The sequence below is a fragment of the Citrobacter freundii complex sp. CFNIH4 genome (assembly GCF_002934505.1).
GTDB lineage: Bacteria > Pseudomonadota > Gammaproteobacteria > Enterobacterales > Enterobacteriaceae > Citrobacter > Citrobacter freundii.
Map to the genome: position 1 here is coordinate 2,178,753 of NZ_CP026231.1, position 14,850 is coordinate 2,193,602.

23 protein-coding genes, 1 tRNA gene and 1 pseudogene are annotated in these 14,850 nt (G+C 50.4%); 2 read left to right on the forward strand and 23 right to left on the reverse strand.

Features of this window, described 5'->3' with window-relative positions:
* The 3 genes from C2U41_RS11150 to C2U41_RS11160 are packed head-to-tail and all read right to left on the reverse strand — an operon-like array spanning position 1 to position 2,417.
* Positions 1–1,563 (reverse strand): terminase, encoded by a 1,563-nt coding sequence (locus C2U41_RS11150; protein WP_103848770.1) that lies wholly within the window; start codon positions 1,561–1,563, stop codon positions 1–3.
* On the reverse strand, positions 1,560–2,210 hold the full coding sequence (locus C2U41_RS11155; protein WP_103848771.1) for a helix-turn-helix domain-containing protein: 651 nt from the start codon (positions 2,208–2,210) through the stop codon (positions 1,560–1,562). The genes C2U41_RS11150 and C2U41_RS11155 overlap by 4 nt, the downstream gene beginning before the upstream one ends.
* Before the next feature lie 3 nt (positions 2,211–2,213).
* Entirely contained in the window at positions 2,214–2,417 is a 204-nt protein-coding gene (locus tag C2U41_RS11160; protein ID WP_103848772.1) for a hypothetical protein, read from the reverse strand.
* Positions 2,418–2,612: 195 nt separating this feature from the next.
* Here C2U41_RS11160 and C2U41_RS11165 point away from each other — a divergent pair, with 195 nt between their 5' ends.
* Positions 2,613–3,164, forward strand: a complete 552-nt coding sequence (locus tag C2U41_RS11165; protein ID WP_103848773.1) for an ATP-dependent Clp protease proteolytic subunit — start codon at positions 2,613–2,615, stop codon at positions 3,162–3,164.
* A 222-nt stretch (positions 3,165–3,386) separates the two neighbouring features.
* Here the strand turns inward: C2U41_RS11165 and C2U41_RS11175 are convergent, their stop codons facing one another.
* The 20 genes and pseudogenes from C2U41_RS11175 to C2U41_RS11275 all read right to left on the reverse strand — a co-directional run bounded on the left by C2U41_RS11175 (position 3,387) and on the right by C2U41_RS11275 (position 14,304).
* Positions 3,387–3,659, reverse strand: coding sequence for a hypothetical protein (locus tag C2U41_RS11175; RefSeq protein WP_103848775.1), 273 nt, complete (start codon positions 3,657–3,659; stop codon positions 3,387–3,389).
* Positions 3,656–4,198, reverse strand: a complete 543-nt coding sequence (locus C2U41_RS11180) for a glycoside hydrolase family 108 protein (protein ID WP_103848776.1) — start codon at positions 4,196–4,198, stop codon at positions 3,656–3,658. The genes C2U41_RS11175 and C2U41_RS11180 overlap by 4 nt, the downstream gene beginning before the upstream one ends.
* A complete protein-coding gene (locus C2U41_RS11185; RefSeq protein WP_086530032.1) occupies positions 4,195–4,476 on the reverse strand; it encodes a phage holin family protein in 282 nt (93 codons plus the stop codon). The genes C2U41_RS11180 and C2U41_RS11185 overlap by 4 nt, the downstream gene beginning before the upstream one ends.
* The gene (locus tag C2U41_RS11190) at positions 4,473–4,871 is read right to left on the reverse strand and encodes a putative holin (RefSeq protein ID WP_061353777.1); all 399 of its coding nucleotides are present in this window, start codon (positions 4,869–4,871) and stop codon (positions 4,473–4,475) included. Before C2U41_RS11190 ends, C2U41_RS11185 begins: the two co-directional genes overlap by 4 nt.
* A 154-nt stretch (positions 4,872–5,025) precedes the next feature.
* Positions 5,026–5,101 (reverse strand) — tRNA-Thr (locus tag C2U41_RS11195).
* Between the two features lie 96 nt (positions 5,102–5,197).
* On the reverse strand, positions 5,198–5,887 hold the full coding sequence (locus tag C2U41_RS11200) for a bacteriophage antitermination protein Q (RefSeq protein ID WP_103848777.1): 690 nt from the start codon (positions 5,885–5,887) through the stop codon (positions 5,198–5,200).
* Positions 5,884–6,021 (reverse strand): YlcG family protein, encoded by a 138-nt coding sequence (locus C2U41_RS11205; RefSeq protein ID WP_016156248.1) that lies wholly within the window; start codon positions 6,019–6,021, stop codon positions 5,884–5,886. The genes C2U41_RS11200 and C2U41_RS11205 overlap by 4 nt, the downstream gene beginning before the upstream one ends.
* Positions 6,018–6,626, reverse strand: coding sequence for a recombination protein NinG (locus tag C2U41_RS11210; RefSeq protein WP_103848778.1), 609 nt, complete (start codon positions 6,624–6,626; stop codon positions 6,018–6,020). The genes C2U41_RS11205 and C2U41_RS11210 overlap by 4 nt, the downstream gene beginning before the upstream one ends.
* Positions 6,627–6,628: 2 nt before the next feature.
* Positions 6,629–6,835, reverse strand: a complete 207-nt coding sequence (locus C2U41_RS11215) for a hypothetical protein (RefSeq protein WP_103848779.1) — start codon at positions 6,833–6,835, stop codon at positions 6,629–6,631.
* On the reverse strand, positions 6,835–7,434 hold the full coding sequence (locus C2U41_RS11220) for a DUF1367 family protein (protein WP_103848780.1): 600 nt from the start codon (positions 7,432–7,434) through the stop codon (positions 6,835–6,837). The genes C2U41_RS11215 and C2U41_RS11220 overlap by 1 nt, the downstream gene beginning before the upstream one ends.
* A gap of 34 nt (positions 7,435–7,468) precedes the next feature.
* A complete protein-coding gene (locus C2U41_RS11225) occupies positions 7,469–7,717 on the reverse strand; it encodes a hypothetical protein (RefSeq protein WP_071992545.1) in 249 nt (82 codons plus the stop codon).
* Positions 7,718–7,827: 110 nt separating this feature from the next.
* A complete protein-coding gene (locus C2U41_RS11230; protein ID WP_032944444.1) occupies positions 7,828–8,061 on the reverse strand; it encodes a DinI family protein in 234 nt (77 codons plus the stop codon).
* Positions 8,062–8,273: 212 nt separating this feature from the next.
* Positions 8,274–8,657, reverse strand: a complete 384-nt coding sequence (locus tag C2U41_RS29965; RefSeq protein WP_103848781.1) for a DNA polymerase III subunit theta — start codon at positions 8,655–8,657, stop codon at positions 8,274–8,276.
* Between the two features lie 704 nt (positions 8,658–9,361).
* Positions 9,362–9,760, reverse strand: coding sequence for a hypothetical protein (locus tag C2U41_RS11240; RefSeq protein ID WP_100272340.1), 399 nt, complete (start codon positions 9,758–9,760; stop codon positions 9,362–9,364).
* A complete protein-coding gene (locus C2U41_RS11245; protein ID WP_100272339.1) occupies positions 9,757–10,524 on the reverse strand; it encodes a hypothetical protein in 768 nt (255 codons plus the stop codon). The genes C2U41_RS11240 and C2U41_RS11245 overlap by 4 nt, the downstream gene beginning before the upstream one ends.
* A gap of 532 nt (positions 10,525–11,056) precedes the next feature.
* A complete protein-coding gene (locus C2U41_RS11250) occupies positions 11,057–11,542 on the reverse strand; it encodes a class I SAM-dependent methyltransferase (RefSeq protein ID WP_100272338.1) in 486 nt (161 codons plus the stop codon).
* Between the two features lie 250 nt (positions 11,543–11,792).
* The gene (locus C2U41_RS11260; protein WP_103848782.1) at positions 11,793–12,545 is read right to left on the reverse strand and encodes an ATP-binding protein; all 753 of its coding nucleotides are present in this window, start codon (positions 12,543–12,545) and stop codon (positions 11,793–11,795) included.
* Positions 12,546–12,547: 2 nt separating this feature from the next.
* Positions 12,548–13,465 (reverse strand): annotated as a pseudogene (locus C2U41_RS11265) (replication protein).
* Between the two features lie 78 nt (positions 13,466–13,543).
* The gene (locus tag C2U41_RS11270) at positions 13,544–14,083 is read right to left on the reverse strand and encodes a toxin YdaT domain-containing protein (protein WP_103848783.1); all 540 of its coding nucleotides are present in this window, start codon (positions 14,081–14,083) and stop codon (positions 13,544–13,546) included.
* An 11-nt stretch (positions 14,084–14,094) separates the two neighbouring features.
* A complete protein-coding gene (locus C2U41_RS11275) occupies positions 14,095–14,304 on the reverse strand; it encodes a transcriptional regulator (protein ID WP_000145712.1) in 210 nt (69 codons plus the stop codon).
* A 13-nt stretch (positions 14,305–14,317) separates the two neighbouring features.
* Here C2U41_RS11275 and C2U41_RS11280 point away from each other — a divergent pair, with 13 nt between their 5' ends.
* A complete protein-coding gene (locus C2U41_RS11280; RefSeq protein ID WP_103848784.1) occupies positions 14,318–14,785 on the forward strand; it encodes a helix-turn-helix domain-containing protein in 468 nt (155 codons plus the stop codon).
* Positions 14,786–14,850: the final 65 nt, after the last annotated feature.

Below are 14,850 nucleotides of genomic sequence, written 5' to 3' on the forward strand. Positions count from 1 at the left end.
TTATGTGAAGAATATCGCCCCAGAACGGCGAGGAGAGTGCAGTACGCGGTAGCGGGTGGCGTCCCAGTCGTGGTCTTCCTGCTGGGTATCTACGTCATCAGGGTTTTTGCTGTCTCTGACCAGCACGGGTATGCGGCTAATCCAGCCACGGCAATGCTCGAATACGTAAAATGCAGGCTTCTCAGGAATGCCAGACTCCAGCTTTTTACCTTCAACCACTGCCTCAAGCATGTCAGCGAAAACCGAAGCTCCATTTACTCGCGAGCCTGGCTTTTTATTGGCTTCAAGCCATTCCACACCCTGATTTTCCATTTTCTGTCCGATAGACAATTCATCGTCACCGGTGTTGAAGATGGCGCTATCCGCCGGGCCGGGGATAACTTCCGAGCATATGCCCGGCATTATGTTCAGTTGCCCCTGAGTTACGCCGTCGAGATGGATCTCTTCCGGCTCGTCGACATCATCGCCTGTCAGCCGCTTATCAATCCACGCCACGCCCTTAGCGACGTTGGTAGACGACATATTCAGGCCTTTGTTCAGCTCGTCAGGCGGGCAGCCATACCACTCGCCAATCAGGATCAGAGACCCGGCAGGCGGGCAGAACTGGCGACCATCTGGCAGCTCGGCGGCAGTGCCATCAGCCTGTGCCCACCACAGGTTAGAGAACGGCTTCGACTCACCCCAGTCATGAGATCGGTCAACGGTCCAGCTATCCGGTATGCGGAACGGCTTAATGACGTGCAGGGACTCATTCCACAGGTGGTCAAAGCGCCCGCCGCTGGTCACATCCCATGAGCCATCAACCCACGCTTTACGCCGGTTGGGGTCTTTGATGGCCATCAGGGTCGCGATGTACTGTGGGTCGAGGTACGGGTTCTCTTTGAACGATCCGTGGATGGCCACGCGGGTCAGCGTTATTTCCTCTTCGCGTTCAGTCTGGGGGTTGAATACCATTTGCCTGTCGCGTTGCACGGTCCCGCGCGCCGCTGGCTCAATGAAGCGCTTCTTCACCCAGGTGTGGCCGATGCCAAACGGGTTGGTCGTGCTGAACGTCTCCAGCGGAATCGGCCTCAGTAACTTGCCATTATCCAGCGGGTAGTTTTCCGGCCGGAAAGATGAGCGTCGGCAGGAGAACATCATTTCGTAAAACTCAGGAGACTGCTGTTTCGTCAGCTCGTTAAAGCCAATGAAGGGGAATTCCTGCCCGTGGAAATCCCAGTAGTCGTCAGCCTCTTTGCCGAAGCGAAAGAGAAGCTCCTCGCCTGTCGGCCACACCCAGCGCAACTCACTAGCAGATGACAGGTATCTAGCGCCATCGTTGAACAGGCGAAACATACGCTTCGACTGGGTGATGATGTCGGCAAGGTTCTTATATTCGGTGTCGAAGATGACGCCGCGCCAGAATGAGCCATAGCCCACGCCGACATTACGCCGGAACCTAGCTAACTGCGCGGCAGTTTTACCCGGGCCGCGAGTGCCCTCGAAAAGAATTTCGTTACACGGGCAGCTCAGCGCCAGAGACTGAGATCCGGGCAGTGGCTTCCATACAGCTTTGTAATTCATCCACCGAGCACCCCGTCCTGTTGTTTCTGTGCTGCCGCTTCCCAGTCGTCCACGTTGTCGCTGGTTGGTACCAGCATGACGTTGTGCGTGACCTCTTTCGTTTCAGCCTTGTTCTCGATGCTGTACGCCTCACGCTCGAGGCCGATCAGCGTCTTAAGACTGTCGCTCAGGTCTTTCATGGATTTAACTCGGGAAGGCAGGCTGATAATTTTGTGGTACAGATCGTTGAGCTTATCCATACCCTTGTCATCTTCACGTCGCATCAACTCCCCGAGCTGCTCAAGCGCGGCCACGTCGCCACACTTTCCAGCCAACTCATCGAATAGCGTGTTGGTCAGTTCGCGAGCCCGGCGGATATCTCCTCGGTGCTCCATTCGAACAGTAGCGATTACCTCTGCCGTCGCCTCGATTAGTTGCCGCTCTGAAATAGTGCTTTCGGTGGCAACCTGCCTGGCAACCTCACGTTTGGCAACCAGCGCATCTGCTTTTGCCTGGACTTTGGCTTTTAGATCTCGCTCCCATCCATCCTTTTTGGCTCTCTTGCTGATGGCCTGGTGAGAGATGCCATATTTTCCGGCCAACTCCCTTACCGATAGCACTCCGGCCCGGTAAGCCGATTCGATAGCCTCCCAGTCCGGTTTGCTCATTCGTTACTCCGTTATTTTCTGTGCCTGGCTCTTTTCCTTCAGGTAATCGAAGGTCATGTCGAGAAGAAGGATCCGCAGCGCGTCCTCTTCTGAGACACGCGGACTAAGCTCACTCACCCTTCGCTGCAGTTCCTCAAGCACTTCTTGAGAGCGTGCAACGTGCTCCTTCATATCAAGGGTTATCGTGATCTGGTGAATGTCAGCCATAAAACCTCTTTACCCCCTGTAGGGCATATTTACGATTTAACCGTTATAGCCATTACGATGAGTCTGCCCATGGTGATGACAATAAAAAAACCGCCCGGAGGCGGTTTATACTTCTTGAAAATATTTCATGTTGAATTAAGAATTTTCGCACCAATATCAGATTTGCCCAATCCGGGATAACCTCTGGAAAATCCTATGATTCATACTGTTCATTTTTTATGCCCAGTTAATCCAAGCACGGTAAGCTTGCTTCAAAACAACATTTTGTCAGCGATAGCTCAAGGGGCAACCCGAATCAACCTACACATTTCGAGCTCTGGCGGCGACGTGACATCCGGCTTCACCGCTTACAATTTCATCAAAACCCTTCCAATTCCAGTTTATTGCTTCAACATTAGCAATATAGATTCAATTGCTAATGCGATTTTCCTCGCTGGTACAAAGCGCTTTGCTAATCATGGAGCAAGATTTTTGTTGCATCCGTTTCAGTGGAACTTCGGCGGAATGCAAAGTGTCGATCACGAACGAATGCGCGAATGGGTATCTAGTTTAGATCACGACCTTGACCGCCTCGTTTCTATCTTTAACGAAGAAACTGTTTCCGCTGGACATTTCACTGACTGGCGTGAGCTGATCAGAACTTCTTCCATTCTGAATCCTGAGAGAGCTGCAACTCTCGGCCTTATTGAAGGTATTCAGGAGGCTAGCATCGTTGAACCCAACGCTACCTGGTGGATTAATTGTTGACATAAAGTAACCTTTCAGAGCCCGACTATTTTTAAGATTATAGTCGGGCTTAATCATTGCGATTGTCAAATAAATGTTCAATTAAGAATCTTTTTCTTGCAATTGACCTGCCACGCTTTGTTGTGCGCCAGAATGTCTTTCTTCGTCTGCTTGTCCAGTACATCCCAATCATGGGCCGTACCGTAGATCGGCTTCACCCAGTCACAGCCGGTGTCGATAACTTCAATCTTTGCGGGTCCAGTTTGCGCGCAGCTCACGATCAACATCGTCATCAGGCATATGGTTAACAGTCTGCTGAACATTGCTGGCCTCCCTGGTAACTTCGACGCGGCGCTCTGCAGCTGCTTTGGTGGCAGCGGCGTTCTCGTCGGTACGTTTCTTTTCTGCCTCTGCTTCGGCCTTTTCCCGGCCACGCATACCGCCAATACCAAATGCGGCCAGTACCAGCATTATGGCGAGTCCGATCCCGGCCAGGATAGCTCTCAGTTTGATCATAGGCTCACTCGCTCCCGGATCCAGCCATACGCGAATGACTCGTTAGCCGGGCGCTGCTCTGCCAGCTCGAGATATCGCTGGCCCTGGCTGCAGTTCAGTGCGCGGAGCAATACGGCCTCACCTTCGCTACCGCGTTTCGCCAGGAAGGACTTCAGCGCGCTTATGCTGCGCGGACCAATCTGGCCGTCGGCGATCAGGTCGGGATAGAACTGCTGCTGGTTGTTGAATACGTTCAGCCAGCGCTGGAACCACTTCACCTGTACCGATGGCCCCATGTTCACGCCGGTATCGCAGAGTTCGGCGGCGATGAGCGGGGAGACAGTTGCAACCTGGTCAAAGCGAGGGCCGTACCAGTAATCGGCCTCGAGGATGTTGAGAGCCTGCTCGCGGGTCAGGTTGCGCATATCACCGGAATATCCATGAGCGCGAGCTGTCGCCTGGGTAATGCCCCAGTTAGTCGGGCCGCCTTTGTCATCCGGATGATTCACATAACCGCCCTCTTTGCCGAGGATGGCGTTGAAGATGTCGTCTTTGGTCATTGCCCGGCCTTCTGGAATACTTTTGCGAGATTGCCGCGGGAGCGCCACACGGCGATACAGATAGCGATGTTCAGCATCAGCTCGCCCGGGTCAACCTGCAGGTATTTCCCGTAGAGGATGCGGAATGCCGTAAAACCGGCGGCGAGGATCATCATGTACGCCATCCATGCAACAGCTGGACGGTGTCGCTTTCCACTCTTACTGAAGAACATCAGCCGGACGGCGATAAGCGCGCAGATAATGGCGTTTACATCAAGAACGATGGCTTGCCATGTCATTTACCTTCCTCCTCCAGTCCCGGCATTTTCCCCCGTTTTGATTTGGCGAGGATGCGTAACAGGACTGCGACAGAGATGGAAGCGGAAACCAGCGCGCCAATGTTCGGGGATACTTCGATACTTACCGGTGGCTGGAGCAAGCCAAGGGCGGTATTAATCACCCCGGCCAGTATCTTCGCCATCGGTACTGAGAAGAAAACCCCACCGACAAAGCTGATGACGGCGAACAGGAACTGCTTCCACAGTTGGTGTGGATCGGATGTCAGAACGTACATTGCTGCGCCAGCCAGCGCGCACAGCATTACGCCGGGCGTTGCCTCGGGGAACAGAGATGCGAACGTCACTCCGATTGTTGCGGACGTGACACCGCCAGCAATGGTTAGAGGTTCAGACATAGGTGGTCCATGTGTAGAGAAGGCCGTCAGACACGAGGGCTGCGTGGCATCTGAGGGTGATTGTCTGCGGCCTGAGTAAAAAAGGCGGGTTCTGGTCCGCCAATCGATGGGTGCTGCGTTGCGCTATGCGCTTATAGTCCCAGGTAGCGGGTTCTGGTGCTGATTGACGGAATCGAACCGCCGACATCCTGCTTACAAGGCAGGAGCTCTACCTACTGAGCTAAATCAGCCAATAAAAAAGCCCCGCACGATGGCGAGACTGTTAATTCTTTGTCGACCTTCGAAGCTATGGCGACGATATCAGATTTACATGAAATATATGCGTTTCAGTTCGGTTTTGCAAGACTTGCTTGCGAATTTGTCGCCTTTTGTTGTGAACGTGATCGCGTTACTGAGATAAGCGCACCGCTATCGAGCCGCTTAAAGCTGTTACGCATTACCAGCCAGTGAGGCAAATACGTTTCCGTCCAGGTGGATTTCGCTACGCCTGCCAGCTCCGCCATTGCCTGATATTCGTACGTCTCACGCCCGGCCAGTTCCGCTTTCACATCCTGCGCCGCCAACCATATCAACTGCCGTAAACGGTCAATGGTCTTCTTCGCCACCCTCTTCCCGGCCAGTTGCTGGCTGAACTGTTGCCAACCCCACTGAGTGATTTCAACCTGATAGCACCAGCGCACATTCTCGCTGTAGTTCCATAGCAGCCAGGCCTTCTGGTGTTCTTCGAGCGTCATCAGTGCACGGCGCCACGATGCAGTGGAGTATTCAACCGGCTGCACCAGCGGAATATGCGATCCCTTGGCATGCGACTGTTTACCGGGGATTGGCGGGTTATCCAGAGTTATCATCTCGCCAGTAACTTCATCCCTCACCTTCATCTTCTTCCGCTTAAAGGTACCGGTATCGAACTGTGCGTTCTCAAGCCAGGCCATTAACTGCCCTTTTGTCGCACCACTCAGATCGGCGGTGGCCACTATCAGTTGCTGGCGCACGTATTCGAGAAATTGAGTGTTCATACAGCACCGCCTATGGTTTTGATGTAGTTCTTCAGTATTCGGTAGTCCGTCAGTACAGAGCCGGGAAAGTGATATAAGCGCAATCGTTGCCAACGAACGCGGAGGTGATCGGCAAAATAGGATTCAAATGTCATGCAGCCTCCCTGCTCTTAATTAATCCACGGCGAAGCGCGCTGTAGTGCTTCCTAATGGTTTCGAGTTCTTCGATGGTGTATCGGTGTGGGACGTTATTGTTTTCGAGTGCCTCGACGCGCTCAGGCCCAATTTTCTCGATAAGGCCAAGGCGGTACTGCTGCTGATTGCCCGACAACTGCACGTTACAGTGGTGGCACTGTTTACTGATATTGTCTTCGTGATAGCGAAGATGTGATGCCTTACCGCGTGAGCGGTAGTGACCTGCTTCCCACTGGACGGTTTCGAACGTCCCGCAACTGATGCATGGCAAATAATGGTCACGCTCGCGAATATAGTCATTGACTACACGCTGCGTTAAATCTTCCCAGTGCTTCAGCGGCTTAACCGCAGCTTTACGCTGGCGCCAAGCGGCTCGCTCTTTTTTCTCAGTGGCGCGCTTTTTGGCAGACTCCTTGCGTTGTGCCGCCTCCCTGACCTTTCTGGTCTGCTCTTTTCCAACCGCGCTGGCGCACTCATAACCGCAGACAGTCTGCGTATCGCGAACAGGGTGGAACCACTGGCGGCATTCTTTGTTGGCGCACTTACGGCGCGGTAGCTTAGCCATGCTCAACCCCACGCCCTGTTTTGCCAGACCTTACTCGGGCGCGGCGCTTTCTCGCTTTCCGGCAGCTGAACGCTAACAGTCCAGGTGATATTGTCGCGGTTCAGGCTGCGCTCGACTTTGACGCCGCGGCGCTGGTAGTTCGCCACCAGCTCGTCGGCCTGTTCGGTTGTGCATTCGTGATGGTGAAACCAACTTATTTTCATCGCCATCACCCCGCAAAACTCATTAGCTGCGATGCGGCGTTTTCCGCTTCACGCTGATCCTTAAATGCCCTGGACAATACCCAGCGCCACAGAACATCGAGCGCGGCTTTGTACAACTGCTGGAACTCGGATTCGTCCATGTTGGCAAAGGCAATGCTGCGGGGATGTTTACGGAGTGTACCGTCAGGGAGCTGTATAGCGTCGTAGTGGCCAGACTCGATGATCACCCAAGCGCGATAAGCGTCATAGGATTTGCAGATGCTGATACTACCGGCACGCTTATCGGCGATGCGGTCGAGATATTGCTCGGCAGCATCCAGGAGTGCGGCTTCGCTTCCCGCGAATGAGGCAAGGTACTTGGCATAGCCGGTTACCAGCTTGCGTTCGTTGGAAGAGATCGCCCCACCAGTAGGTTCCCAGTATTCGAAACCGAGATTGAGTAACGCAAAGAAGCGACGGTGAAAGGCCGGGTTGCGTGCCTGCCGGAACTCGGCCACCAACACAGCACCGAGTTTGAATTTTGATTGCAGTAAATCGCTGGTCTCGGGTGTGGCCGGGATCAGAATTCCTGATTGATGCTTAATAAGATGTAGTTCGTGCGCCATGGTTTCTCTCCGTGGCGCAGTAGGTTACGGTTGTTCAGACCGTTGATTTCATATTATCAGAAGGCGGTGTTACCCGGTAGCCGAGATGGCGGATAAATTGCACAAAACCATTGGGAGTAAAGACTTCTTCATCATCGAGCAAAGGTCGCATTGATACCATTCCATTAACGCGATAAATCAGATGCCTGCCAGATGAAGGAAAGCTAAACATAACACAACCATCAGAACGTCTGACAAGGTCGTACCAATGATCATCTGATGCCTGCAATGCTGAATTACTCACTAATTTTTCTCCCTTCAATCGACACAGACGCGGTTAAAAATTGTCGGCAACAGCATTAAAGGGATACACACGTTTGGTATTCTATTATCTGCGCGCCGGCTAACCCAAGTTCAGTAAAACCAGTCGTCGGCGCTTTCCCATGTTTCCTGAAGGATTTCCTCCACCTTCGTTTTATCGCCCTTGTCGCCACCGAAAACAGTCAGGCTATCGCCGCCAGCCCTGCGGATAACCAGAGAACAATTTTCATATTGATTTTGAAGTCGTTTAAGCAACTCTTTCTCGAGTGCGGGTATGGCGCCGCGCGGCAGGTCTTTTGATTTGTTGATGGTAAGTTCTATCTTCATAATTCCCTCTGCATCAATATACTGTACATTCATACAGTATACCTATTAAACCTCATATTCAAGTGGTTAATAGCACTTTTAGCCAAAGCCATGCCGTTGTATCCGCTAAGTTTTTCTGAGTATTCGGAATTTACCAAATCAGATTGGCAAAACTGTCCAGACAAGAAAAAACCCGCAAAAGCGGGCTTTTCGACAGTAAGATAATGGATATCCTAGCGGGAGGGATATGGGGGCAACGTCATCCAGTATTTAGGAGCGACTTCAGCCTTTTTATCGAATCTACCATCATCGAGGTAAAACCATCCTTCGGTCTTGTACATAGCCAGTTCATAAACTCTATTTACATATGCCAATACTGGCAGTCCTCTTGGAGGGAATCCGCTTTCCCATTGGCGTTTTTGAGGAAGTTTATCTCGGTAGAAGCTTAACCTTTCCTTGAAAAAATCCTGCAAATAGGAAGGTTGCATACTTACAACCTCCTCAATAGGTACAAACTGTTCTAACCACTCTTTGAATGCAACGCCGGAAGCAGCCAAGTCGACGTTCATCTTGTCCTGCTCTTCTGGCGTTTTTGCTGCAATGTTATGCTTCAACATAAATACTTTCTCCGAATGAAGCAGTGATGTTATAAAATGAGTAGTTTTAATTAGAAAAGGGGGATAACTGATTATGTGGATTACGGTTTTTACTACGGTTCTTTCTGGCGTAACAGTATATGTAATAGGGCAAATAATAACCAAGTGCGCATTAGATCCCTACGTGTCGTTTAAAGAGCATCTAGGGAAGGTCTCTTCACTCTTGCTTAGAGAACAAAGTAAGATTATGAACTTTCGTGCAAATGCTGAGTTGATTAATGAGATAAAAGCATCCTCTGGTTTATTAATAGCCAAATCAAAAGCAATTCCTTGCTATAAACACTTCTCTAAAATAGGATTAGTTCCTAATTACGAGGATGTTATTGACGCTTCTAGACACTTGAATTTAATAGCATCTATCCTTGAAAATCCTGGTTATACATACTCATCCACACCTTCAGACTCGAACATCACATCATCTCTTAAGACTGTAGGATCCAAACTAAATATAATAGTTAGCTATTAATTATAAACTCAACATATCTCACATGGCACCCTCAACAGATTTCTGCTCTGGGGAGGATTTAGCCATCAGGCGACCTTCCGAGTTTGGCACGGTTCCGGCTAATTAGCCCTTACCAGCGCCGCAGCGTGTAACCTGCTTGTCTTTTCTCCATAGAAGGACGAAAAAAAACCACCTTTGAGGTGGTTTTCTTAGAGCTGTTTTACGCTGCTGGAGGTGGGTAAACTTCCTCATGAACAGACTGGATTTTATCCATAGCTTCCTTGGCAATATTTATCACCGTCTCAGCATCAGACCTGTGCATGTCGCGGTTAAGGGTATAATCAGCCCATTTTCTTTGAACATGAAGATGGTGCAGATAAGCCCCTATTTTTTTGAGCCCTTCTTTATCGTAAGGTTCCTTTTTACACCGAGCCGGACTCATCAAATACTTTCTCACCTCTTCGTGAGAATCCAATACATAACAGTGTTCAAGCTTGCCGCTGATCTCATGGTATACGCCATAGTAAGAGCGGCCAACGGCATTCCTATAACCAATTTCATCATTGAATTGAAGGCATTTTTTGGCAAACTCAATGAAATCCTGCCCGGATACGCTCATAGCTCCACCCCTTTCAATTCAGTGCTTTTAAACCACGAAGTAAAAGGACGATCAATATAGGCGTCTTCAGTAAGCATAGAAATCAGTTCTAAATTCAACGTTGTGAGCACATTCGCGTCTTGGGTTTCTGCGCAAACGATCAGGGCATTGTCATAACCACCAGAGATGAAATACTCCACTCCAACACAGTTCACGCCATGATCATTAGCAATTTTCTCAGCCGCATCACATAGTTGCTCGATCTCAGATGAAGTCAGCTTAGTGGCCTCTTTGAATTGTGCAATAACTTCCACCATTCGCGCGCCCTCCTGCTCAAGGTCTTCCCGTTCCTTACCGTCGAGAAATGCTTTCAACTTAACGGTAAACCTTTTGACAAGCTTTTCATTGCCTACACAAAACGCCGCATTTCGGGCCATCTTCCAAATTCGTTGACTGCTGAACAATTCAGCCAATCGAAACACTTCAATTCTATGGAAGAGGTTATGTGCCGAACAACTCAGATATCCAACATAGTTACCTGCAACAATTGAGGAATTGTCACCTGCTGTAACCATAGCATCTTTGAACCACTCAACAGCTTCATCATGCTTTTGCAACGCAACCTTTAGTAACGCAGTTACATAAGAACGAGATTCAACGTGCAATGCCGCGATCTCGCGCTCAATTTCCAACACATCAGACTCAGATAACTGAGATTTAGAGTCTATATAGGATGTTAGCTTATCGACCAACTCTTGGTGTTTAGTCTTTGGTTGAGCCTGCATTTTTATTGATTACTCTTTGAAATTTATGTTTTTATTTTTTTTATGAAGATTCACATCACTGAATCTGTGCAAAAGATTTTAACAGGTAACGGGATCTTGTCACGGAAAACGCAGCAAAAAAGATGCGATTTTTAACAATCCCCCTAAATATCAGTGCTTAGGAGGCATTGCATAAAATGCCCTTCTTTATGAAAGGGCATCATCGCGCAAAGTAAGATCGTTTCTTATTGCCTTTCAAGCTTTAAATTAACGCGTAACCAGTCGCAACACTTGTTCTGCAGAGGCTCTCGCTTGGTAACATTGCGTCACCAACTTTTCAAAGAATGGCGCAACCCATCCGGTAATACCATCTCAGCCTCCCGACTCACAAGCAACTCTTCCAGCCCTTTAATCGCATCAGCGATGACGTATGCCATGTCTCCGCCGTTCTGGTACTGGAGGGAGTGTTGCAACTCTGCGATGAGGCGGGTGATTCACTCAACGGTCAGCGGTCCGTTTGCCGGGTGGTTAGTTGAGTCTGTTAAGTTGAATGTCATGCTGCACCGCCTTTAACAAAAATAATCCAGTGGGTTTTGTCGTTTTTCCCAGTACGTTGACCAATTGCAGGTTTTACATCTGTAAGCGCCAGAATCTGGCTAACCGGGATCTGCGTCTCGTTCCATTTGAATATGAGAACGCCGTGTGGCCGCAACACACGAAACGCTTCTTTGAAACCGGAGCGTAAGTCAGAGCGCCACGTTATTTTGTTCAGTCGCCCGTATTTTTTACCCATCCAGGCAGACTGGCCCACGCGCTCGAGGTGCGGCGGGTCAAACACTACAACCGGAAAAGAAGAATCAGCGAACGGCAGTGAACGAAAGTCGGCAATCAGGTCGGGACTGATAACCAGGCGGCGACCGTCGCACAACTCGTGCTCTTCGGCGCGAATATCAGCAAACACGACGCGGGTATCCTGCTTGTTGAACCAGAACATGCGGGAGCCGCAACACATATCAAGAATCGTCATGTTGTCGGTCATACTAATGCTCTCCCGTAAAACGCCAGAACCCGCTTCATCGCCGGACTAGTTCGGCAAACTGAAGTAACCATGTTTCTTCTCACTTTCGATTTGAGCTGCTTGATGTTCAGCTCCCCGCCGGGTTGCAGCGAATAGACCGGGCGATGCGGTTCGCCAGTGCGGATTATTACCGCTCTGCGCACCAGGTGAAGCAGCAGGTTGTGTGCCTTCTTACAGTCGCATCCCAGAAGGTTCTGAACCTGACGTGGTGTTACGGTCTGACGATCCGGAGATGGCTAACGTTCTTGCGATAGCTGCCCCAGTCAAAGTTCACCCACATTCCGCCATCCATCTGGAGACGGTCGATAACCCGCGCGCCCAACGCTCCGAGAAGTTCTTCGTGGTTCAGGTTCGTCAGGATCCCCACCGGACGCATCGACGACAGGCGACGGTCAATAACCTGATTCAGAATGACTTTCTCGCCGTTGCTTCCGCGCTGAATACCGACTTCATCCAGGACCAGCAGATCAACTTTGCATAGGTCATCCAGCAATGCGGCCTCTGACTGACCACCGTCGTAGCACTCGCGAACGCGTAGCATCAGGTCAGGGATAGTCACGACCAGCACGCTATGCCCGCCAGAAAGCAGATGATTTCCGATTGCTGCAGCGAGATGGTTTTTCCCGGTACCAGGGCCACCGCTAAACACGAAGCTCGCGAACCCAGCACCGAAATTCTGTGCGTAGCTCTTTGCCATCGTGAAGGCTTTGCGCTGCCCTTCCCCGGATACATGGTAATTCTCGAAAGTGCAGCTGCGGTGCAGGCTTTGAATTCCTGAGCGACCGAAAATTTTCTCTGTCCGGGCTTTCTGATTCAGCCTGTCCAGTTCTTCACACCGCTTCAGGCCTTCTTCCCTCTGCCATGCCAGCAGCTCTGCTGCGCTGGTGAATTTCGGCTGAACACCAGGTGGAATGAGTTTTTTCAGGCGTTCGAGCGCACTTCCGGTACCCACCAAGTTTTTCATCGCTAACCCCTGAATCCGGTCGGAATGGTTTTATCTGGCTCAGAAATGTGATTCACATCCCGGCCTTTTTTGCGGTCGTTGAGAGCAAACTTCGGTTTGAATAGTCCTTGGTACCCGTTGGCGATACTGGTGTTGATCACATCAACCGGGTCATGCCCTTCGTCCAGGCAGGCCTTCAGCAACTTGAATGCTTTGGTGACAGTTATTTCGGTCTTGATGGCTTTGCCAGACTGTTGGCGATAGGCAACCCACTCACTCCAGGACACAGAATCAAGCCACTCAGGAACTGGAATTGTCAGCGGCTCAAACTTCACCTTCCCCTTTGGGGGATTAGAGGGGGTTAGATCTGTATTTATATTTGTATTTGGAAGAATGTCTTTGGTGTTCCCTGTTTTCAGGGATACCTCTCCCTGTTTTGGGGGATGGTTATCCCCGTTTTCAGGGATGGTTGAAGGGGTAAAATTGCTATCCCTGTATTCAGGGATGGTAATAACCCATGTAACAACTTCAGCAGCAGGAAACACCGCTGGACACTTCGTACAATTTGGCTTGGTATACGCCCATTTATCCAGGTTGGTGTTAATCCCTATGTATCTGGTTTGCCCAATGCGGCGCAGGATGATGATGTTCCGATAGGCAAGGCTCAACACGGCTTCTGATACGTGCTTCACCTTCAGCGTCGTTTTGTCTGCAATAAGGCTATTGGCAATGCGGTCTGATTTCTTAGACCAGCCATAGGTCAGGCGAACGATAGCATTCAGTACCCGGAACTCGCGCCCGGATAGCTCGACGATACAAAGGGCATCCTGAATCTGGTTGGCTAAGCGTAGATAGCCTTTCTCCAGTTCAGCCATGCTGCTCTCCTGTATCCCCTGCCGCGTGGGGAATTTGTATATTTCAGCGGTATTTGACATACTTATCTCCGCAATTACCTGACGTTTTTGCACCTGAAGGCCGTTGGTGTTCGAGCACCGCGGCTTTCGCCATTTTTGAACCCGTCATACAGCCCCCAGCATCATCTGCACCATCTCCATCAGAGGACCGGTTAAGCCAGGGTCAACGCGGTACATCTCCACGATCCCCTCGCTCAGCTCTTTCAACTTCTGATGACGTGGAGCATCCATCGCGACGGCTATCTTCGCTTCGCTGGTTTCTTTCTCCAGCCGCGCCAGACGGGCCATAACATTGTCTTCTGGTAGCAGGCGGTTGCGGAACTCAATCGGCAGGACTGCAAGAATTGCCGGAGTCAGCTGGCGAACGTTTTCGCGGTACCGTTCGCTGTTGAAATGGTTATCCAGAAAGCGGAAAAGCTTCTGGCGCTTTCGGCATAGATCATCAGGGAAAGTGATGTCATCACCACCCTGCGCCTTGTACTCTTCGATGATCAGAGCCGTAACTACGTCCTGACCATCAGCAGCAGCCCAGGATCGAACCGCATCACGAATATCTTCATGGTTCGGCCCCCTGCGAGCTTGAGCGCGATTTATCATTACCCCTTGAGTAATGTCGCTATCATTCTGATAAGTAAGTGTCTGCATAGTTAATGCTCCTACTTTGGTAAACCGTCAGTTGGATTTGGGTAGAGATCTGGGCGCAGTTCGTGGGGCGTTACGCCGGTTGCCTCAAACACTGGTAGCACTCGTTCAGCAGGAATTCCTTTACGGCGCCACAGCGAAACAGCCATTTTTGAAACGCCGATCAAAGCGCCAAGCGCGCTGGCCGAGCCAGATCGGAGAATTGCATTTTCAATACCAGTCATGGGACCTCCTTAGATGAAGGAAGTAAAGCATTGTTTTACTTGCGTGTCAAACAATACATCCCTATCAGAGAGTAAAGCAATCATTTACAATCATGAGATGAGTGAAAACACATTGACAGACGGTCTTATTTCGAGACTCACAGAACTGAACAATAAAGGCTTCTCCAAAACGGAGATGGCCAAGATTGCTGGTGTCAGTAAGCAAGCTGTATCCAGCTGGTTCAAAACAGGAAGGATTAGTAAACAATCCGCACTGGCCATCGCTGATGCAGCTGGCGTGTCTGTGCCATGGCTACTCGGCGAGGATGTCGATGAGAAAGACGGCCTGAAGCCGGACGAACAGCGACTGCTGGAGCTCTACCGCCAGTTGCCGGAAGAAGAGCAGCAGAACATGCTCCGCATCTTTGCCATTCGCCTGAAGGAACTTGATGAGTTGTATGAGCGGTACATGAAGGGGCGGATTCGGTCGCAGGGGGATTGACCATATAAGCCGCTTAGCTTGGTAATTTCTCGCTCTTATATTCTGAAATAAGTACAGATTATTTG